The organism is Hominifimenecus sp. rT4P-3, from assembly GCF_051055405.1.
In the GTDB taxonomy this organism is placed as follows: Bacteria; Bacillota; Clostridia; order Lachnospirales; family Lachnospiraceae; genus Pseudolachnospira.
The window spans coordinates 1384663-1405403 of the sequence record NZ_CP167068.1; the positions used below are offsets into that span (position 1 = coordinate 1384663).

At 48.2% G+C, this 20741-nt stretch carries 20 protein-coding genes; 14 read left to right on the forward strand and 6 right to left on the reverse strand.

Features of this window, described 5'->3' with window-relative positions:
• Nucleotides 1-7: 7 nt before the first annotated feature.
• Nucleotides 8-1231, forward strand: coding sequence for a threonine ammonia-lyase (ilvA, locus tag ACCC71_RS06420; protein ID WP_434311592.1), 1224 nt, complete (start codon nt 8-10; stop codon nt 1229-1231).
• Here the strand turns inward: ilvA and ACCC71_RS06425 are convergent.
• The 3 genes from ACCC71_RS06425 to ACCC71_RS06435 form a co-directional block, all read right to left on the reverse strand.
• Nucleotides 1219-1995, reverse strand: a complete 777-nt coding sequence (locus ACCC71_RS06425) for a hypothetical protein (RefSeq protein ID WP_434311593.1) — start codon at nt 1993-1995, stop codon at nt 1219-1221. The two genes, ilvA and ACCC71_RS06425, sit on opposite strands and share 13 nt — an antisense overlap.
• A gap of 163 nt (nt 1996-2158) precedes the next feature.
• Nucleotides 2159-4759, reverse strand: coding sequence for an ATP-dependent chaperone ClpB (clpB, locus tag ACCC71_RS06430; protein ID WP_434311594.1), 2601 nt, complete (start codon nt 4757-4759; stop codon nt 2159-2161).
• Nucleotides 4760-4771: 12 nt separating this feature from the next.
• The gene (locus ACCC71_RS06435) at nt 4772-5431 is read right to left on the reverse strand and encodes a hypothetical protein (RefSeq protein ID WP_434311595.1); all 660 of its coding nucleotides are present in this window, start codon (nt 5429-5431) and stop codon (nt 4772-4774) included.
• Nucleotides 5432-5714: 283 nt separating this feature from the next.
• Between ACCC71_RS06435 and ACCC71_RS06440 the strand changes: the two genes are divergently transcribed.
• From ACCC71_RS06440 to ACCC71_RS06500, 13 genes are all read left to right on the forward strand, one after another.
• Nucleotides 5715-7211, forward strand: a complete 1497-nt coding sequence (locus tag ACCC71_RS06440; RefSeq protein ID WP_434311596.1) for a hypothetical protein — start codon at nt 5715-5717, stop codon at nt 7209-7211.
• A gap of 147 nt (nt 7212-7358) precedes the next feature.
• Nucleotides 7359-8624: a glycosyltransferase family 2 protein gene (locus ACCC71_RS06445; protein WP_434311597.1), complete on the forward strand. Its 1266-nt coding sequence runs from the start codon at nt 7359-7361 to the stop codon at nt 8622-8624.
• A 248-nt stretch (nt 8625-8872) separates the two neighbouring features.
• Nucleotides 8873-9493, forward strand: coding sequence for a thiamine diphosphokinase (locus ACCC71_RS06450; RefSeq protein WP_434311598.1), 621 nt, complete (start codon nt 8873-8875; stop codon nt 9491-9493).
• Nucleotides 9487-9771 (forward strand): DUF1294 domain-containing protein, encoded by a 285-nt coding sequence (locus ACCC71_RS06455; protein WP_434311599.1) that lies wholly within the window; start codon nt 9487-9489, stop codon nt 9769-9771. The genes ACCC71_RS06450 and ACCC71_RS06455 overlap by 7 nt, the downstream gene beginning before the upstream one ends.
• A gap of 89 nt (nt 9772-9860) precedes the next feature.
• Nucleotides 9861-10457, forward strand: coding sequence for a DUF6338 family protein (locus ACCC71_RS06460; RefSeq protein WP_434311600.1), 597 nt, complete (start codon nt 9861-9863; stop codon nt 10455-10457).
• An 11-nt stretch (nt 10458-10468) separates the two neighbouring features.
• A complete protein-coding gene (locus tag ACCC71_RS06465; protein ID WP_434311601.1) occupies nt 10469-10645 on the forward strand; it encodes a hypothetical protein in 177 nt (58 codons plus the stop codon).
• A gap of 113 nt (nt 10646-10758) precedes the next feature.
• Nucleotides 10759-11535, forward strand: coding sequence for a 4Fe-4S binding protein (locus ACCC71_RS06470; RefSeq protein WP_434311602.1), 777 nt, complete (start codon nt 10759-10761; stop codon nt 11533-11535).
• Between the two features lie 66 nt (nt 11536-11601).
• Nucleotides 11602-12054, forward strand: coding sequence for a transcriptional regulator NrdR (gene nrdR, locus ACCC71_RS06475; protein WP_434311603.1), 453 nt, complete (start codon nt 11602-11604; stop codon nt 12052-12054).
• Nucleotides 12054-12557: a YqeG family HAD IIIA-type phosphatase gene (locus tag ACCC71_RS06480; protein WP_434311604.1), complete on the forward strand. Its 504-nt coding sequence runs from the start codon at nt 12054-12056 to the stop codon at nt 12555-12557. Before nrdR ends, ACCC71_RS06480 begins: the two co-directional genes overlap by 1 nt.
• Nucleotides 12558-12646: 89 nt before the next feature.
• Nucleotides 12647-13204: an elongation factor P gene (gene efp, locus ACCC71_RS06485; protein ID WP_434311605.1), complete on the forward strand. Its 558-nt coding sequence runs from the start codon at nt 12647-12649 to the stop codon at nt 13202-13204.
• A 497-nt stretch (nt 13205-13701) separates the two neighbouring features.
• A complete protein-coding gene (locus ACCC71_RS06490) occupies nt 13702-15096 on the forward strand; it encodes an aminopeptidase (protein WP_434311606.1) in 1395 nt (464 codons plus the stop codon).
• Between the two features lie 26 nt (nt 15097-15122).
• A complete protein-coding gene (locus ACCC71_RS06495) occupies nt 15123-17045 on the forward strand; it encodes an NAD(+) synthase (protein WP_434311607.1) in 1923 nt (640 codons plus the stop codon).
• Entirely contained in the window at nt 17046-18035 is a 990-nt protein-coding gene (locus tag ACCC71_RS06500; RefSeq protein WP_434311608.1) for a 2-hydroxyacid dehydrogenase, read from the forward strand.
• A gap of 76 nt (nt 18036-18111) precedes the next feature.
• Here ACCC71_RS06500 and ACCC71_RS06505 read toward each other — a convergent pair whose 3' ends face one another.
• From ACCC71_RS06505 to ACCC71_RS06515, 3 genes are read right to left on the reverse strand one after another with little or no spacing between them, the layout of a single operon-like run.
• The gene (locus ACCC71_RS06505) at nt 18112-18537 is read right to left on the reverse strand and encodes a hypothetical protein (RefSeq protein ID WP_434311609.1); all 426 of its coding nucleotides are present in this window, start codon (nt 18535-18537) and stop codon (nt 18112-18114) included.
• Between the two features lie 36 nt (nt 18538-18573).
• A complete protein-coding gene (gene vanT, locus ACCC71_RS06510) occupies nt 18574-19713 on the reverse strand; it encodes a serine racemase VanT catalytic subunit (protein WP_434311610.1) in 1140 nt (379 codons plus the stop codon).
• On the reverse strand, nt 19685-20722 hold the full coding sequence (locus tag ACCC71_RS06515) for an acyltransferase family protein (protein ID WP_434311611.1): 1038 nt from the start codon (nt 20720-20722) through the stop codon (nt 19685-19687). The genes vanT and ACCC71_RS06515 overlap by 29 nt, the downstream gene beginning before the upstream one ends.
• Nucleotides 20723-20741: the final 19 nt, after the last annotated feature.

Genomic DNA, 20741 nt, shown 5'->3' on the forward strand with positions numbered 1-20741 from the left:
AGAAGAAATGCTGACACTGGAAAAATTTGAAGAGGCATCCGAAATTGTCAAAAAAGTTACCACGGAAACAAAACTGGTTTATAGTGAATATTTTTCAAAGCAGACTGGCAATAAGGTGTTTTTAAAGCCAGAGAACATGCAGTATACAGGAGCATACAAGGTGCGCGGAGCTTATTATAAGATCAGCACCCTGAGTCCGGAAGCCAGAGAAAAAGGTCTGATTACAGCTTCCGCAGGAAACCATGCCCAGGGCGTTGCGTATGCGGCGCAGATTTTTGGCGTAAAGGCCACGATCGTGATGCCGACGGTGACACCTCTAATGAAGATAAACCGTACGCGCAGCTATGGAGCGGAAGTGGAACTTTTTGGCGACGTGTACGATGAGGCCTGCGAACATGCCTATCATCTGGCAGAAGAGCATGGATATACGATGATTCATCCGTTCAATGATTTGGATGTGGCAACTGGACAGGGAAGTATCGCCATGGAGATCATCAAGGAGCTGCCCACTGTGGACTATATCCTGGTTCCCATCGGCGGAGGCGGTTTGTGTACCGGCGTGTCGACCTTGGCGAAGATGCTGAATCCAAAGATCAAAGTCATCGGTGTGGAACCGGAAGGCGCCGCTTGCATGAAGGCATCCATGGAGGCGGGGCATATTGTAACGCTTCCCTCCGCCAAAACCATTGCCGACGGTACCGCGGTGAAAACGCCGGGCGACTTATTGTTCCCCTATATTCAGGAGAACGTGGATGAAATCGTTACGATCAAAGATGAAGAGTTGATCGTAGCATTCCTCGATTTGATGGAAAATCATAAGATGGTAGCAGAAAATTCTGGTTTGCTGACGATTGCCGCCCTGCGTCATTTGGGCGTTCAGAATAAAAAGGTGGTTTCGATCATCAGCGGAGGAAACATGGATGTGATTACCATGTCTTCCGTGGTACAGCATGGGCTTTTCGCCCGTTCCCGTATCTTTACCGTTTCGGTGCTTCTGCCGGATAAACCGGGCCAGCTGGTCAACGTGGCTTCCTTGCTTGCGGAGAAGAATGCCAATGTTATCCGCCTGGAGCATAATCAGTTCTTTAGCATCAATCGGAACGATCTGGTGGAACTTCGGATTACGCTGGAAGCAGAGGGACCGGAGCATAAACAGGAACTGGTAGATACATTGGAGCGGGAGGGGTATCGCCCCAAAGTGGTCCAGCCCAAGGGAACTTATGTCAGCTGAGCGTCTGCATGGGCAGCTAAAAGAATCTGGGCGGGCAGGTAGAAGCCCCAGATGAGAAACGGCGTTAGACTGGTCCAGGTAATCAGCCAGCTGGGATAAAGGGCGGAAGGATAGAAAAAGAGATGGCCAAGGGCCACGTGAAAATCACATAGGAGAAGCAGGGTCAGGCTGAGCGTAAACCAGCCTGGCCCTTTTTTGGCAGAGTATAAAAGGTTTGCAAGGAGGCAGCCTCCGTAGAAAGCAGAGAAAGCGTTGACAAAGTCGAAAGCAATAGGAAAAAAGCGGCTAGCCAGCAGAAGAATCCCCATCATGGCGGAGCCGCTGCAAAACCAGTAGGCAAAGGGCGCAGAAAGAAAACGCCGGTACGTATTTTGCACCAGAATAAAAAATAGAATTCCTGGCAGATAATAGTTGCTGAATATGAGAAAATAATCGGCGCAGACGGTAAAAAAGAGGGCTTGCGTCAGCAGCGGAGTTGCTTTTTCATAGGCGTTTTCTTTTCGCTTTTTTGTTTCAGACGCCATTAAGGCATAGGAAAAGCAGAATAGAATCGAGGCGTAGCGAAGGTAGGAGAGTGCCTGAGGGAGATAGGGGAAAGAAGCCCTGTCCAAGACAAAACGAATACTGAACCAGGCAATCACGCAGTAGAAGGCGACTTCAAGGAAATAGAAAGCAGGTCGCAAGCTGGAAAAAAGACTGGATTGTTTCTGGGTGTGAGAGAAAAATCCCGGCAGGGGAAAACGGGACATGGATGACAACTTCAAAAGACGACCTCCTTTCCAATCGAAGGTATTGTAAAGACTTGAAAAGAAGTATCTCCGAAATGAATCGGGATTATGCGGAAGAAAAAAGGAAGATATTGCATACAAAAAACGAGGAGAGTTTCAAAGAACAAACTCTCCTCGTTGGTGTATTTTAGAAGTGGGTTTATAGGCGGCTATCTGTAATTTTTAGCTCTTCCCCGGTGTAATCGACTGTCAGCGTCTGACCTGGTTCTACGTCTCCGGCGATGATTCTCTTAGCCACCAGCGTTTCTACTTTTCTTTGCAGGAATCGCTTTAGAGGGCGTGCGCCGTAGGAAGGGTCGTAGCTTTGATCAATGATATAATCTTTGGCAGCTTTCGTTACATGGAGGGAAAGCTCTTTATCTTTCAGGCGGTCCTGAAGGTTTGCCAGCATCAGATCTACGATTTGGTAAATCTCTTGTTTTTGGAGCGGCTTGTAGTAAACGATCTCATCCAGCCGGTTCAAAAATTCTGGGCGGAAACTTTGTTTTAACAATCCATCTACAGCGTCCAAAGCGTCTTGGCGGATGGCGCCGTCCGGCTCAATCCCTTCCAGGAGATACTGGGAGCCCAGATTTGAAGTAAGGATGATAATCGTGTTTTTGAAATCCACGGTCCGGCCCTGAGAATCGGTAATGCGGCCGTCGTCCAATACTTGAAGCAGGATGTTAAATACGTCCGGATGGGCCTTTTCCACTTCGTCCAGCAGGATAACTGCGTAGGGCTTTCTGCGAACGGCTTCGGTCAGCTGACCGCCTTCCTCGTAACCGACATATCCGGGAGGAGCTCCGATCAAGCGGCTGACGCTAAACTTTTCCATGTATTCGCTCATGTCGATTCGAATCATGTTTTTCTCATCGTCAAACAGGGACTGGGCCAACGCTTTTGCCAGTTCTGTTTTGCCGACGCCGGTGGGGCCGAGGAACAGGAAAGAACCGATCGGACGGTTCGGATCTTGGATGCCGGCGCGGGAACGGAGAATGGCTTCCGTTACCTTTTCCACCGCTTCATCCTGGCCGATCACCCGCTGATGCAGGATCCCTTCCAGACCCAGCAATTTTTCCCGCTCGCCTTCCATCAGCTTGGAGACGGGAATACCGGTCCAGCGGGCGACAATTCGGGCGATTTCTTCCTCTGTCACCTTATCTCTTAGCAGCGTATCCGTGGAATTTTTATTCTGTTCTGCTTTTTCTTCCTCGGCAGCCAGTTCTGTGCGGAGAGACGGCAGACGGCCGTATTTTAGTTCAGCGGCCTTGTTCAGATCGTAATTGCGCTCCGCCTGTTCGATTTGGCTGTTGGTGGCGTCGATTTCCTCCCGAAGTTTTTGTACTTTGGAGATGGCCTGTTTTTCGTTTTCCCATTTGGCTTTCATCTCATGGAAAGTCTCCCGCATTTCCGCCAATTCTTTCTGAACTTCCTGCAGGTGTTCTTGAGAAATTTTATCCGTCTCTTTTTTGAGAGCGGCCTCCTCGATCTCATGCTGCATAATTTTCCTGGAAATTTCGTCCAGTTCTGTCGGCATGGAGTCCATTTCCGTCCGAATCAGAGCACATGCTTCATCGACTAGATCGATGGCTTTATCCGGCAGGAAACGATCGGAGATATAGCGGTTGGAGAGGACTGCCGCTGCGATCAAGGCCTGATCGTGGATTTTTACGCCGTGAAATACTTCATAGCGTTCCTTGAGTCCACGGAGGATGGAAATCGTATCCTCCACCGTTGGTTCATCCACCAGGACCGGTTGGAACCGACGTTCCAGCGCCGCGTCTTTTTCGATATATTGGCGGTATTCGTTTAAGGTGGTAGCGCCGATACAGTGAAGCTCGCCTCTGGCCAGCATAGGTTTTAGCAGATTGCCGGCATCCATGGCGCCATCGGTTTTCCCTGCTCCGACAATGGTGTGCAATTCATCGATAAAGAGGATGATTTGACCTTCGCTTTTTTTGATCTCTTCCAGAACGGCTTTCAGACGCTCTTCAAATTCCCCGCGGTATTTGGCTCCGGCCACCAAGGCTCCCATGTCCAGGGAAAAGATCTTCCGCTCCTTCAGATTATCCGGCACGTCGCCGGCCACGATACGGAGCGCTAAACCTTCGGCAATGGCGGTTTTGCCAACGCCAGGTTCGCCAATAAGGACCGGATTGTTTTTCGTTTTCCGGGAAAGGATGCGAATCACATTTCGGATTTCGCTGTCCCGGCCAATGACCGGGTCCAATTTACTGTTTTGGGCCAACTCCGTCAAATCCTGGCCATATTTATCCAGGACATTGTATGTGTCTTCCGGATTTTGATTGGTTACTTTTGCGTTTCCACGGATAGACTTTACCGCGTTTTTATACTCCGTTTTTCCGATGTTAAAGGTGCGGAAGATCTCCTTCATGTCGGAATCCGGTACTTCCAAAAGGGCAAGAACCAAATGTTCCACCGATACGTATTCGTCCTGCATCTTTTTCGCCTGGGTTTCCGCCTCCACAAAGGCGCGGTTTAAGGCCTGGGAAAGATGCTGGCTGACGTCGCCAGATACCTTGGGATATCGGGCGATTACCTGATCGACGTGGGCGAGCAGCTCCTTCGGGTCAACGGTCATTTTGGTGAAAATTTGAGGGATCAGACCGTCCGTCTGGTTCAGCAAAGCCGACATCAGGTGCGCTTGTTCAATAGCTCCGTTCTGGTTACGGATGGCGACACTTTGGGCTTCCTGAATCGCTTCCAAAGACTTTTGAGTAAATTTTTCAGGATTCATAGTCACACCTCCTTAAATTACAATGAATTTATCCTGCAGATATTGCCGATATAAGTTTTCCACCTGGACGGCGCTTGTATTCGGGTCGTCCAGACCGGCAAAATAAGTTTTGATCATGGCGTCCAACATTTGAATGTAAGATGCAATGGCATTTCCCAGATCTTCGCTGGAAAGTTCTTCTGTGCCAGGGGGGTACATCAGCTCTCTGGAAAATCTGCCTTCTGAGATCTCATAGTGGATTCCCGTGGGAAAATACCGGTGAAGGTAATGGTTTTCCAGAGCAGCCCAGATTTCAAAAAAATGGTTCAGCGACTGAATTAGCTGGGCATTCTGGGTCCGGAAGGAAATTCTTAGTTTTCCCAGCGTATTTCCCGGCGCCTGATAAAGCTCCAACCCATAGCGGATGGTTGGTTTATATTTATAGCGAAGCGGGCTGCGGATCGATAGCATGCTGGCCGTAGCGGGAGATTGGATTTGGAATGTTTCGTCCATCAACTCTTCCAGAGAAGCGAAGATATCCTTCATCCGTTTTTCCGGCGTGGCCAGGGATACATGCTCAGCTAAAATCTGATTGATCAGATTGGAGCGGCTGGTCCCAACCCGGCAAGCCATAGCGTCGATGGCGTCCACCACATCATCCATCAAAACCAGGCTGTAAACACTTTTTTTCATGAAAACTCCTTTTTCTTTTTCAAACGGTACAACTGTTTCTTATCTTGCCAAGCGCTTACATTATAGCACGATGCAAAAACTTGTCAATGACATTATATAATATTTAATTCAAATTATAGGGAGTTCACACAAAGTTTAGAAATGTCTTGTCGAAATCTTAAGACATTCTCCCGTTGTATCACGGGATTTTCTATACTATAATAAAGACGTTATTTTGCGTGTACCAGGCGGCAGGTAGAAATCCGCAGGGGATAGCAGAATCGGAAAAGAGGAGTATGCGAATATGAGAAAATGGGTTTGGACAATTGGGTGTTTCATTGTGATACTGGCCTTGTCCGGGTGTAAAAGTGAGGAAACAAGAACGCAGTCATCAGAGGAAAATCATGGGAATACAGCGGAAGAGGCTTTCGGAAGTGTAGGTGGCGGACAGGCATTTGAGGATTACTTGGGAGCGGATCTGTCAGTTTACCGTGCCTTGGTGGACGGAATCAAGGAGCAGGCAAAACAGGTGCCAGCCTCGTCCGATTCAGAAAAAAATGGGTTTATCTTGGAGTGGATCCGTATCAGCCCTTATGGTTTTTTGCTTACGGATATCCAGCTTGCGGATAAAAACTTTCAATTGACATATGCTTATGAGAAGGAAGTCCAGGATTCGTATCGAAAGATGATGGAGGAAGATTTGGAAAAAATGAAGGCGGAAATTCCAACTGACGCCAATGAGTTGGAGACAGTCCTGACAGCCTATCGCTATTACGCATCACGGTTTCAGCCGGCGTCCGCCTGGAACCAGACGGAGCAGCCGGATGGCATTCCTTTTTTTCAGGCGTTGGAGACCGGGGAAGGAACCAGTTTGTCCTATGCCCAGGGGTGTCAGTTTGCATGGAATGAATTGGGAATCGACGCGTACTTGTTGAAATCCCAAGAGAACGGAGCGGAGGTTCGCTGGTGCGTGGCGGCAAAGCTTGGGGATTTTTATTATTACTTTCACCCTGCCTTGGAAAACGGCAGCGACGGTGGTTTCGGATTACAATATTTTGCCAGTTCTGAGGCCAGAATGCAGGAGTCTTATGAACCTGCCGTATCAGGACCTTATTCTTCCCTGGATATAAAAAATTCCTATGGAGACGATCGCTATGATTTCATGAAGACCATCGTTTCTTGGGAGTTTGAGGTGGGAGAGGAGCATACACTTCGTTTGGTCGATTTGGATGGGAGAGAAAGCCTGTTTCACACCGACACCGGAGTATGGGATCAGGCGGAGGAAAAGGAGTCTCTATCGGACAGCCTGGATCAGATGACGCCGATTTTTGACAGTATCATCCGGATACTGCTGGAGGATGAAGAAAGTGTCTATGACCCATCGAATTTAGAGTTTGTCGGAGACGTTTTATATCTGGCGACAGTAAATTATGGCTATATGCTGCCAGGCGTTAGCTATGAGGAAGAGGGAAGCGTGCAAATTCCGAAAATTGCTCTGCAGCAAATCTATTCTGCCTGCTTTGACGGAAGCGCCGAACTTCCGGATTTGAACGGAAAAAGTGGATTTACCTATGACGCATCTGCGGAAGTATATCGTGTTCCCCTGTCCGATATGGGAGACGGCTGGGTTCATCTGGAACACTTTGAGGAAAGCGAAGGGGGCGTTCGGGTTCTGGTGACTTTTATGGAGGAAGAAACGGTTTTTGGCACCTATCAATTTATCTGTGAAAAAAATGCTTTTACGGCGGAAGATTCCAACGCTGTTTATCGCTATACGGTAAAGTCTGTGGAGCGAAAATAAGGGGATTTTGGGGGATTTTCTGCAAAATTGGTTTCGAAGTATTTTCGCAATAATTGTAACATTTCTTTCATAAATTCTTAAGAAAATAGAGATGCTAATCTTAATTTCCCGCTGATATTATAAGTTAGGATTAAAGGGGGATATGTTATGGTTAGCTTTCTGGAAAAAGCAATCGGATTGCTAGGGTGGGCTTTTTTCGCATTTTACTTTTATCAGATGGCGTATATCGTAATTTCGCTGCTGAAAAAGCCCAAAGAGGGGACTGCGAAGGTGCAGCATCATTTCGGCGTGCTGATCTCCGCGAGAAATGAAGAGCTGGTAATCGGACAGCTGATAAACAGCATCCGCCAGCAAAACTATCCGCAGGACTTGATCGATATTTATGTCGTAGCGGATAATTGTACGGATCATACGGCGGAGGTGGCGAGAGCCGCCGGGGCGGTGGTCTATGAGCGGTTTAACCAAGAACTGGTTGGTAAAGGTTATGCCCTGAACGAACTGCTGCGTAACATTGATCGGGATTACAGCCTGGAGCGCTGCGACGGATATTTTGTCTTTGATGCAGACAATGTATTGGACGAAGACTATGTCGCGCATATGAACAATACTTTTGACTCTGGCTATCGTGTGATCACCAGCTACCGGAATTCCAAAAACTATGATTCCAACTGGATTTCCGCAGGCTATGCGCTCTGGTTTTTGAGAGAGGCCCGTTACTTGAACCAGGCTCGTATGACGCTGGGAAGCAGCTGCTTTGTGTCAGGAACCGGATTTTTGGTGCATACCGAGGTCTTTCGTGAAAACGGTGGATGGAAGCATCATCTGTTGACGGAGGATATCGAGTTTTCTGCCGACACGATTTTAAAGGGAGAGATTATCGGCTATAACAGAAATGCGGTATTGTACGATGAACAGCCGGTTACTTTTAAAGATTCCTGGAATCAGCGTTTGCGTTGGTCTAAGGGATTTTATCAGGTGTTTTTCCACTATGGAAAACGTCTGGCAGGGAAGGTGGCCCACGGGAGTTTTTCTGCATATGATATGCTGATGACCTTGGCGCCTGGCATGCTGGTAAGCGCGATTTTATTGCCTCTGGGGCTGATTTTGATTCTGACCGGATTGACGGCCGACGTCTATACGCTCTGGGAGATGGAGCCTTTGGTGGAGCGTGTGCTATATTATGGCGTCCAGTCTTACTTCATGCTGGTGGCGATGGGCGGCTTGACCGTGATTACCGAGTGGAAAAATATTCACTGTAAGGGATACAAAAAGATTCTTTATCTGTTTACATTCCCGTTCTTTATGTATACGTATTTACCGATTTCCGTTGTGGCTCTTGTGAAAAAAATCGAGTGGAAGCCGATTCGTCACAGTGTGGTGCGGGACGTGCGGGATATCCGGATGCCGAATTGATTTTATGCCTCGATGGCCGATACGGGTGCTTGCCCTTGTCAATGGACGCTGAGGGAGACTTTTATAGAAATTGTGGGAGATCTCTTGTGTGGGGGTCTCCTTTTTTGTATAATAAAAATACTTACCAGACGGGCGTATGCTTTTGGTCATGGCGGGCAGAAAAGCTGTTGGTGGATTTGCTTAAGAATCATTCTTTTTCCGTGAGGATTCGCCATCCGGCGAATCGTGACCGATTTAGGAGGGAAAAAATGGGGATTTGCTATATTGTGGGCGCGGGTGATTTTGGAGATGGGACGATTGTTCCTGGACCGGAAGATCTGGTGATCGCAGGCGACGGTGGTTTTCGTCATCTGCGGGATCGGGGAATCCGTGTGGATTTTGCCATTGGGGATTTCGATTCTTTGGGATACCGGCCGGGTATTCCAGACGTGATGGTTTTAAAGCCGGAGAAGGACGACACCGATATGATGGCGGCTTTGGAAGAGGGCATCCGGCGGGGGTACCGGGAGTTTAAAATTTATGGAGGAACCGGCGGACGAATTTCCCATACGATTGCCAATATTCAAATGATGGCGGGCATGGCAAAGCGCGGCCTGCGGGCGGAGCTCATTGGATTTGGCTGCAGGATGTGGGTCATTCAGGATAGCGAGATTCGCTTTCAGGCGGGAGAAAAGGGGTTTCTGTCGGTTTTCTGCCTGGGAGATGCAGCGGAAGGGGTAACCGAAGAAGGGCTGAAATATTCATTATCGGATTACCGGATGGTAAAGGAAAATCCTTTGGGCGTCAGCAATGAATTTACAGGAAAGCCAAGTCTCGTCCGGGTAAAAAAGGGTACGCTGCTTTTGATCTGGGAGGAGAAACGATGCTAAAGCTAGTTCTTGCGTTTTGGCTTTTTTTTATGAATCTTCTTGCCTTTGTGGCAATGGGCCTGGACAAGTGGAAGGCAAAGCATCACCGCTATCGGATTCCGGAGCGAATTTTATTTTTGTTTGTGGCTTTAGGCGGCAGCCTGGGCGGTATGATGGGGATGGCGGTCTTTCGTCACAAGACAAGAAGGAGAAAATTTCAAATCGGATTCCCTGTTTTGTTTTTCTTTCAAGTAATTCTTCTTATTTGGCTGGGATATGAGGGGGTTATATTGAATTGAATTTTAAATACGTATAAAATAATATTATGCACAAGTGTTAGGCGTTTGCTGTGCTTGAAAGTATATTGCACTAAGAGCGGAGGTGGGACATGACAATAGAATCATTGAATGTAGTATTTTACACCTGTATATTTCTTTTGCCAGGATTTATCATAAAAAGTGTTATGGATACTTTGGTGCCACCTGCAAAACATAATGATACAAAATATTTTTTCTCTTGTTTGTTGTATAGTATTGTAAACTGTGCAATTTGGAGTTGGGCATATATATTGCTTGGTGAAAATTTTGAAGAACAGCTGATAAAATACTGGGTGTTATTACTTGTAATAACTGTAGTTGGTGCAACTTTAATTGCGATACTTATTGGAAGTGTAAAGCAAAAAGGAATTATTGAATGGTTGTTTTCAAAATTAAGGATAAACAAAATCCACCCTATTCCAACTGCCTGGGACTATTACTTTGGACGGCAAGAAGAGTCGTGGATTATCGTAACACTGAAAAGTGGAAGAACCATATATGGGAAATATTCCGTGAATTCATTTGCATCGTCCGATTTCGAAGAAAGGGATTTATATATTGAAAAAACTTATACTGTGAATGAAGGCCATGTTTGGATAGAGGATGAAAAAAGTAAAGGAATATTTATATCTAAAGAAGATATTGAAACAATAGAATTTTTGCGGTAAGGAGTGACAAAATGAGCGGAACAAAAGGAAATAATTTCAATGGGAAGTTTGGTTATCAGCCCAATATTGAACAACGAGGTTATCAGCCCCAAAAGAGTGTGAATGGAGAGAATGGTTCTAAAAAATCAAATTTATTGCAGCCACCTAATAAAGGCTCCAATGTTCGACCAGCAGAAAATGAAAAATAGATATATACGGCCATATTTTATGCTTTGGCGGGGTTCTTGTTCCCGGTTCTTGAAATTTATGGGAATTACGAGTATAATAGGACAAAAGAAATCGTGACAAGGAGATGTTTCCTATGAAGCCAAGTATTGTAAGAGCGATTTATTTTTCTCCTACCGGTACTTCCCGGTCAGGAGCGGTTGCCATTGCAAAAGCGCTGGATGAGAATGCAGAGGAGATCGATGTGACGGTGGCGGGGAGAGCGCCGGAGCGGATTTCATTTGCAAAGGACGAGCTAATCGTATTCGGCGCTCCGGTCTATGGAGGACGGCTGTATCGTGGAGCGGTAGAGCGGTTTCAGCAATTTACCGGGCATAAGACGCCTTGTATCGTCACGGTAACCTATGGAAATCGAGATTTTGATGACGCTTTATTGGAGTTAAAGGAGTTGGCGGAGGCTCTGGGATTTGTGCCGGTGGCGGCGGCAGCGTTGATCGGGCAGCACACCTATGGTCAGATCCAGGTAGGGCGGCCAAATGAATCGGATTTGAAAGAAGATCGGGAATTCGCAGATCGTATAAAAGCCATCCTGGAACAGAATCGTTTTGAGGGGTTAGAAGTTCCGGGAAATTATCCCTATAAGGATGGAGGACACCGAGGAAAATTTCGGCCTCAGACCACGGATGCCTGTACGCATTGCGGCGTCTGCGTCCGGGAATGTCCGGAGCTTGCCATTGACCCGGAAAATCCGGAAAAAATCGACGATTCTCGGTGTATCGCATGCTTCCGTTGCATTAAAGTATGTCCGGTTGGAGCGAAAAATCCGAATACTCCAGAGTACGTGGCATTTGCAGAAGGCTTTACCAAAAAGCTGGAAAAGAGAAGAGAAAATCAATATTTTCTTCCCTTATAAATCGCTGATTCTGGGGCAGAAGGAGTTGCTTCAGACAATATAGAATCCAAAAAGGAGGACGTCTCGATGAAATGTCCGTTTTGCAATGCAGAGGATACCAAAGTAATTGATTCCCGGCCTGCGGATAATTCCATTCGCAGGCGCCGTCAGTGTGAGGCCTGTGGAAAGCGTTTTACCACTTATGAAAAAGTGGAGACAATTCCGTTGATGATCATAAAAAAGGGCGACAGAAGGGAGCCTTATGACAGAGCCAAGCTGGAAGGCGGCGTGATGCGCGCGTGCCATAAAAGACCGATTTCGATGGACCTTGTCAGCTCTATGATTGATGAAATTGAAAATGAAATTATGGGGCGGGAGGAAAAGGAGATCCCCAGCAGCGAAGTCGGAGAGCTTGTGATGGAACATCTGCGTCAGTTGGATGATGTGGCATATGTTCGTTTTGCCTCGGTTTATAGAGAATTTAAAGACGTAGACACTTTCCTTCGGGAGATCGAGAAGGTTGCGAAGAAAAACAATTGATGTGGCGTAAATTTTATCCAAAACAGCGGAAAGAATCCGCCTATCAGGTGGACTACGAAGCATTCGCGAGAAGCGGGTATCGCGGGATTCTATTTGATATTGATAATACGTTAGTACCCCATGGAGCGCCTGCGACGCCGGAAGCGATCGCATTATTTCAGCGGCTTCGGCGGTTGGGATTTCGCACGTGTTTGCTCTCAAACAATCATGAGCCGCGGGTGAGGCCTTTTGCGGAGGCGGTGGGATCCGAATTCCTCTGTGATGCGCATAAGCCTTCCGTGCGTGGATACGAGGCGGCTATGGAGCGGATCGGCACCAGCAAAAAAGATACCTTGTTGATCGGAGACCAATTGTTTACAGACGTTTACGGGGCCAATCGTGCCGGGCTTACTTCTATTCTTGTGAATCCAATTCATCCAAAAGAAGAAATCCAGATTGTGCTGAAACGGAAACTGGAACGGATTGTTCTGTATTTCTATTGCCGGCAGGAAAAAAATAGTTGAAAAGTCCTCTGTTTTATTATACAATAAGACGGATAGATTTGAAACATCATGAATTTATGAATATGAAATTCCAAGGAGGAAATTAACCAATGGTTTCAGCAGGTGATTTCAGAAATGGTATTACCATCGAATATGAGGGCAATATCTATCAGATCATTGAATTTCAGCATGTAAAGCCGGGAAAAGGCGCTGCCTTTGTCCGCACAAAGCTGAAAAATATTGTAAACGGCGGCGTGGTGGAAAAAACCTTCCGTCCCACAGAGAAATGCGAAGAGGCTCGGATTGACCGCGTGGATATGCAGTATCTGTATTCCGACGGCGACCTGTTCCATTTCATGGATGTGAATACCTATGAGCAGATCGCTCTGGGACAGGAACAGATCGGCGATGCGCTGAAGTTCGTAAAAGAGAATGAGATGGTGAAGATCTGCTCTCATAAGGGAACGGTATTTTCGATTGAACCGCCTCTGTTCGTGGAATTGAAAATTACGGAAACAGAGCCTGGATTTAAGGGCGATACGGCTACCGGCGCGACGAAGCCCGCAGTGGTAGAGACCGGAGCGACTGTCTATGTTCCGTTGTTCGTAAACCAGGAAGATGTAATCAAGATTGATACGAGAACCGGAGAATATCTGTCCAGAGTGTAATGCTGGAGTAGATGGGCTGCTGCAAGGTCTGGAGATTTTGCAGCAGCTTTTTTGATGAAAGCCCTGTCCAGCGTACACACCTTCGCACGTGTTTACACGCGCGAAGGTGTGTACATTGGACAGGCTAAGCTACATGAGCAAGAAGGGCGATAGCCCGGATTGCGAATGTGGCTGGCGATTGCGAGAGCCCGGAGGGCGAAGCAATCGGGCTTGCATCAAAAAAGTAATCGAGGAAAACGCTCCGCTAAGGATCGCACTGCGGCGGAGAGGGAGATGGCAGCTCTGCTGCCCCGCCGCAGGCGGAGAATCTCGCTTTGCGAGATTCTTATTTTGAAAGCCCCGTCCAGTGGACAGGCTAAGCTACATGAGCAAGAAGGGCGATAGCCCGGATTGCGAATGTGGCTGGCGATTGCGAGAGACCGAAGGGCGAAGCAATCGGCTTGCATCAAAAAGGTTGAAAGTATTTATAGAATGAAAACAGCAGAAAGGTGCAAAATATGGAAAGAGGAAATGCGTGGTTGACATATGGGGAAGCAGAAGAAGAAGCTGTGTCCATACTAGGCGAAGCTTACCGGAAATTCATCTCCGAAGCAAAGACGGAACGGGAGTGTGTAAAAAAGTGCGTCGAACTGGCAGAGGCAGCCGGTTATCAAAGCCTGGAAGAATGGATTGCTTCTGGGAAAAAGCTTACTGCCGGGGATAAAATTTATGCCACTTGTATGGGAAAAAGTTTGGCGTTGTTCCGGTTAGGAACAGAACCGTTAGAGCAGGGCATGAATATTTTGGGGGCGCATATTGATTCCCCAAGACTGGATTTAAAGCAGAATCCTTTATATGAAGATACCGAGCAGGCGCTCCTAGATACCCATTATTACGGCGGCGTAAAGAAATATCAATGGGTAGCCCTTCCGATGGCTCTTCACGGCGTAGTGGCGAAAAAAGATGGAACTGTGGTGGAACTTGTGATTGGAGAAGACCCGAAAGACCCAGTAGTTGGAATCAGCGATCTTTTGATCCATCTGGCAGGCGATCAGTTGGAAAAGAAAGCCAGGGTTGTGATTGAAGGCGAAGACCTAAATGTTTTGGTAGGCAGCCGGCCGGTGAAAGGTGGGGAAGACGAGAAAAAAGAAAAAGAACCGGTGAAAAAGGCGATTCTTGCCATTCTGAAAGAAAAATATGGGATGGAAGAAGAGGACTTTCTATCGGCGGAGATCGAAGTGGTTCCTGCTGGGGAAGCAAGAGATTTTGGTTTAGACCGGAGTATGATTATGGGTTATGGTCAGGATGACCGTATCTGCGCCTATACGTCTCTCGCAGCGATGTTAGAAGTAGAAAAGTCCCCCAAAACGGCGGTTTGCTTATTGGTAGATAAAGAAGAGATCGGGAGCGTAGGAGCCACAGGCATGCAGTCTCGGTTCTTTGAGAACACTGTGGCGGAAATTTTGAATTTAACGGGATCTTATTCCGATTTAAGCCTAAGAAGAGCTTTAGCCCGTTCCCGTATGCTGTCTTCCGATGTCAGCGCCGCCTATGACCCTAATTATGCAGGGGCCTTTGAAAAGAAAAATTCTGCTTATCTGGGTCGTGGATTGGTTTTCAACAAATATACGGGAGCCCGTGGAAAATCTGGTTCCAATGACGCCTCGGCGGAGTACATGGCTACAGTTCGCCGGATCATGGATGAGAACCAAGTCGCATGGCAGACAGCGGAACTTGGAAAAGTTGATCAAGGCGGTGGAGGAACCATCGCTTACATCACGGCGAATTATGGAATGGAAGTTATCGACAGCGGCGTGGCGCTTCTCAATATGCATGCACCCTGGGAAATTGGAAGCAAAGCGGATGTATACGAAGCAAAAAAAGGATACGAAGCTTTTTTGAAGGACGCATAATGGCGGAAAAGTAGAAGGAGAATTCCATGCAGAATGGTTTTATAAAGACGGCGGCAATTGCGCCGGAAATCCGAGTGGCGGATCCGGTTTTTAACCGAGAGCAGATGGTAGAGCAGATGACAAAGGCAGCGGCCAAGGGCGCGAAGCTGATTGTATTTCCAGAGCTCTGTTTGTCCGGCTATACCTGCGGCGATCTGTTTTTACAAGAAAAATTATTGACAGAAGGAGAAGAGCAGCTAAGGATTTTGGTGGATGCCAGCCGAGATGTGGACGCCCTGGTATTTGCGGGAACGACTTGGCAGGAAAATGGGAAGCTTTACAATGTAATGGCGGCCTTCTGTCATGGAGAGCTTTTAGGCGTGATTCCTAAGATTCATTTGCCAAACTATGGGGAATTTTATGAGCACCGCCACTTTACGCCGGGAAATCGTCAGGTGGTGGATGTGGAGTTTGTAGATTTGGATGGGAACTCTTCTTGGATTCCCTTTGGAACGGACATCCTGTTCCAGTGTGAGACCATGAAGTCCTTGGTAGTAGGAGCGGAAGTGTGCGAGGATTTGTGGGCTCCCCAGCCGCCAAGCATTCGTCATGCCCTGGCGGGCGCTACGGTTGTGGTCAATGGAAGTGCCAGCAATGAGGTGGTTGGAAAGAGCGCTTACCGCAGGAATTTGGTGGTTGGCCAATCGGCCCGACTGTTCTGCGGCTATGTCTATGCGACCAGTGGCCCAGGAGAATCCACCACGGATGTGGTATTTAGCGGTCAAAACCTCATTGCGGAAAACGGGACTCTTGTGGCGGAGGCCAAACGATTCCGGAATGGAATCACCTACGGCGTTTTAGATGTGGAAAAGTTAGTCGCGGAACGCCGCAGGAATACTTCTTTTGGCCCGATGGAAAATGAGGGCTATGAGCTGGTCGAATTTTCTCTGGATGTGGAGGAAACGGTTCTTGGGAAGGTTTCTCCTTCTCCTTTTGTGCCGGCCGATGGAAAAGAGCAGACGGAACGGTTGGAAGAAATTTTGTCGATACAGTCTACGGGATTGCGGAAACGCCTGGAGCATACTCGTTGCCGTTATGCGGTGATTGGAATTTCCGGCGGCCTGGACTCTACTCTGGCTTTACTGGTGACGGCCCGTGCCTTTGACAGCCTGGGCCTTCCACGAGAAGGAATTTCGGCTGTGACCATGCCATGTTTTGGCACGACAGACCGCACCTACCAAAATGCCTGCGTGATGTCAAAGGCAGTTGGGGCGACGTTGCGGGAAATCCCCATTCGGGAAAGCGTGCGCTCCCATTTTAAAGACATCGGACAAGAGGAATCCGTCCACGATGTAACCTATGAAAACGCGCAGGCGAGAGAGAGGACGCAAGTACTGATGGATGTTGCCAATCAACTGGGCGGCCTGGTGGTTGGAACGGGCGATCTCTCGGAACTAGCTTTGGGCTGGGCCACTTATAACGGCGACCATATGTCCATGTACGGAGTAAACGGAGGAGTACCCAAAACACTGGTTCGCCATCTTGTGCGTTATTCGGCGGAAACATGCGGGGATTCGGCGCTGCAGAAAGCATTGTTGGACGTGCTGGATACGCCGGTGAGCCCGGAATTATTGCCGCCGGAAGAAGGAAAGATTTCGCAGAAGACAGAAGATCTGGTAGGCCCTTACGAACTGCATGATTTTTTCCTGTACTATGTGCTGCGCTATGGCTTTTCGCCGGAGAAGATCTACCGCTTGGCCAAAGCAGCTTTTATGGGTGTCTATGAGGACGCGGTCATTCTTCATTGGATGAAAAACTTCTATCGCCGTTTCTTCTCCCAGCAGTTTAAGCGTTCCTGTCTGCCGGATGGGCCGAAGGTCGGCGCGGTTGCTTTATCGCCGAGAGGAGACTGGCGGATGCCCAGCGACGCATGCAGCCGGATTTGGCTGGATGAAGTGGAGGCGTTATAGATGAAGCTTTTGGTCATTGGAAATCAAGAGCGAGCGGAGAAATACCGTCCAAAAAATATTTTTACCGATTCGGTTGAGATGGTGGTCTGCCAGCGAGATGCTTCGGAGGAAGAGATCCTTTCTGCGGGGGCGGACGCTGATTTTCTGCTGGTGGATGCGATTGTAACTGTCAGCCGCAGTTTGATGGAAAAGATGCCCAACCTAAAATTGATTCACTCGGAAGGGGTGGCGTACCATGGGATCGACCAGGAGGCGGCGCGGGAGAGAGGAATTTATGTCTGCAATTGCCAGGGCGTCAATGCAGGTGCAGTGGCGGAGCAGACGATACTTTTGATGCTGGGCCTTCTTCGAAATGTGGCGCCTGGAGACCGGGCAGTTCGGGAAGGGCGGCAAATCGAGGTCAAAGAGCGGAGTATGGTGGAGGGAATTCGGGAACTTCCGGACTGCGCTGTGGGATTGATTGGATTTGGCGCCATTGGCAAAGCGACGGCCCGCCTGCTGAAAGCATTTGGCTGTCCGGTATATTATTATAGCTCCCATCGTGCGGAACCCAAAGAAGAGCAGGAATATGGCGTGATTTGGATGGAGAAAGAAGAACTTCTTGCTTCCTGCGATATCATAAGCCTGCATGTGCCGGTAACACCGGATACCATGGGTATGGTGGGGCATGATTTTTTGAAGAAGATGAAACCGTCCGCCTATTTGATCAATACTTCCCGCGGGGAACTGATGGACCATGAAGCGTTGAGAGACGCCCTGATGAATGAGACGATCGCGGGAGCTGGACTGGATACCTTGTATCCGGAGCCGGTCTCTGCGGACAATAAAATCGCTTCTTTGCCGGAGACTTGTCCAGGGAGAGTGCTGTTGTCCCCTCATATTGGCGGGATTACAACTGGGACATTTACACGGGCGCATCGGATGGTATGGGAAAATTTGGAGCGCATAGCGGCTGGAAAAAAGCCGGAGCGAATCGTAAATGGACTGTAAAAGGATTTTGTTTTGCGAAATTTCCTATGGAAGAATAAAATAGGCTGGCCTCTCGGATTGGAGGGGCCAGCCTATTTTATTTTGCTTTATCAAGAGCGCTGGTGATTGCCTGAAGCAGAGCAGACGAAGTGTATTTTTGGCTATCTGGGAATACAATGTTATCCGTACTCTGGTTTGCCAAAATTTGATCTGCCAGATCTTCAATCGCAGGTTCCATTAATGGATACATGGTGGTCACACTGTCGCTGAGGTTGACAAGGCGAATGGAGTTGATGTGGTCGGCGTCTACGGTTACTTCTACGTCTACCGTCTGACTTCCAACGGTTAGAGCGCTGGTGTAGACTCCAGGCGTATAAACGCCGCCGCTTGCCGGTGAGTCGTCATTACTCGGTGAAAACATATGTATCAGTAGAAAAATTAAAAGAATACCGAGCGCTACGAAGATAATCGTATAAATGATTTCCTTCAGACGAAATACCATAATCTTTGTTGTTTTACCCATGAACGTCCCTCCCCTGGGATTTTTTGTATATTCTATTCAGGCGTTGGGACAATTATGACAAGTGATCGTTCGTGGAAGGCGGCTTCCAAGTCGGCTTAAAATTTCATTGGAGATGGTGCCGGCTTTCTCGGCGACCTGAGCTGCTGTGATGGCTTTTCCGCCAGATGTGCCGATGAAGACCGCTTCATCACCGGGGACAGCCTTTGGAATCAAAGAGACATCCAACAAAAGCTGATCCATACAGATTCTGCCTACGATGGGCGCCGTTTTTCCGCGGATCAGAGCGCTGCCCTTTCCAGAAAGCTCCCTTGGAATCCCATCGGCATAACCGATAGAGACGACGGCCAGAGTGGTTTCCTGTTTGGCTGTGTAGGCCAGGCCGTATCCAGCGGATTCTCCGGCGTGGAGTGATTTGAGGCTTTCCACCCGGGCTTTCAGGGAAAGTACTGGACGGGGGGAAAAGGGCGCTAACGTATGATCGTCCGGCTGGCTCAGCGCTCCGTAAAGCGCGAGACCTGGCCGGGCATAGTCAAAGGAAAGGTGCGGATAATTTAGAATTCCGTAGCTTCCCTGCAGATGGCAGGCAAAAGGACGGTTACTTTTTCCACGAATACAGCGGGCTACTGTCTGAAATCGTTGGATTTGCCGGTGGGTAAACAGGATATCGGCTTCTTTGGGGCTATCCGGCACGCACAGATGCGAAAAAAGTCCGGTGATTTTCAGATGAGGAAGATTCCAGATGGAGAGAATACGATCCAGATTTTCACTGCGTTCTCCGAGACGGCGCATTCCAGTGTCGATTCCAACATGGACGGAGAGCTCTTTTCCAAAACGGCTGATTTCCAGCCCATAGGAAGCGTCGACGACAGTCTGTGTCAGATGATAATGATAGAGTTCCTCAAATTGTTCTGGATGCGTGTAGCCAAGTACCAGAATTTCTCCGGGAATCCCAGCCTCTCGAAGCTGTATGCCTTCCTCTGCGGAGGCTACGCAAAAATGTGTGATATTTTGCTGGGAAAGTGTTCGTGCAATGGGGATAGCGCCGTGACCGTAAGCATTTGCTTTTACCGCAGGCATCAAGGCGCAGGAAGACGGAAGGATTGCTTGGAGCTGGGAGAGATTGCTTTTTAAGGAATCCAGATTCAGTTCAATCCAGGCGCGCCCTTTTTCGTACATGGTTTATTTCCTTTCTTTTGAAAAGCCAGATCATAGGGATGGCAGACACGGCGGATACGATGGTTACGGTCAAAAAATGAACCAGGGAATTGCCAACAAAAATGTCGGCTGCACTGGTTTGCTTTGCGACGCCGCGTACGGCTACGATGACCAGAGGATGGATAAGGTACATCCAGGACGAGGCAGTCCGAAAGCTTTTTGGAACTTGTCCTGGAATGGAGCGGACGAACTCAAAAAGATAGATCGAGCAAGGTATTAGAGACAGATACATACTGTTGTGCCGCTGCCATTTGAGACGGTAGGTGACAAATCCTTCGACGAGCAGAAGGAAAAGAAATAGGAAAAGCGCTGGCAGCGTATCAGAGACCCTGCGGCGCGGAGTCCGTTCCTTCTGCCTCATTCCCAAATAGAGAAACAACGGAACATAAAAGAGTCCATTTCTGGTATAGGTGCTGACGGCAAACACTCCGTAGTAGAACGCCCGCAGAGGAGGAAGAGATTCCACAAGTCCGAAATAACTGTCCCCCAGCAAACCGATGAGGTATAAAATTACAACACAGACGCCGGTCTGCTTTATCCCCAGCTTTTTGACCAGAAGGCAGAGAATGAGACAACCGGTAATGAGAGCGGGAAAATACCATAAGTGATAAAATGTACCGTCAAAAATAAGGTCCTGGACAATGGCCCAAGGAGATGTTGGAAGATTTTTGGCATACAGCCGTACAGGGAGATAAACAAGGATAGCGATTCCATATAAGATGCCGATTCGCCGGAGATATCGGAATAGGCGGGCAGAATCGATAACGTCCCCTTTCTCAGAGGGCGCGAGGACAAAATAACCGGTGGTCATCAGGAAAAAGGGTACGGCCACGCGGGCAAGGCAGTAGGAAAATAGGTAATCGATATCCGGATTCCATGCGGAGAATGGCCCGATATGAATCGCAATGACCAAAATAGCAGCCACGATGCGAAACCCATCAATGCCCGCAAAATTTTTGCTATTTGCCATAGGGATTCCTCCATTGATT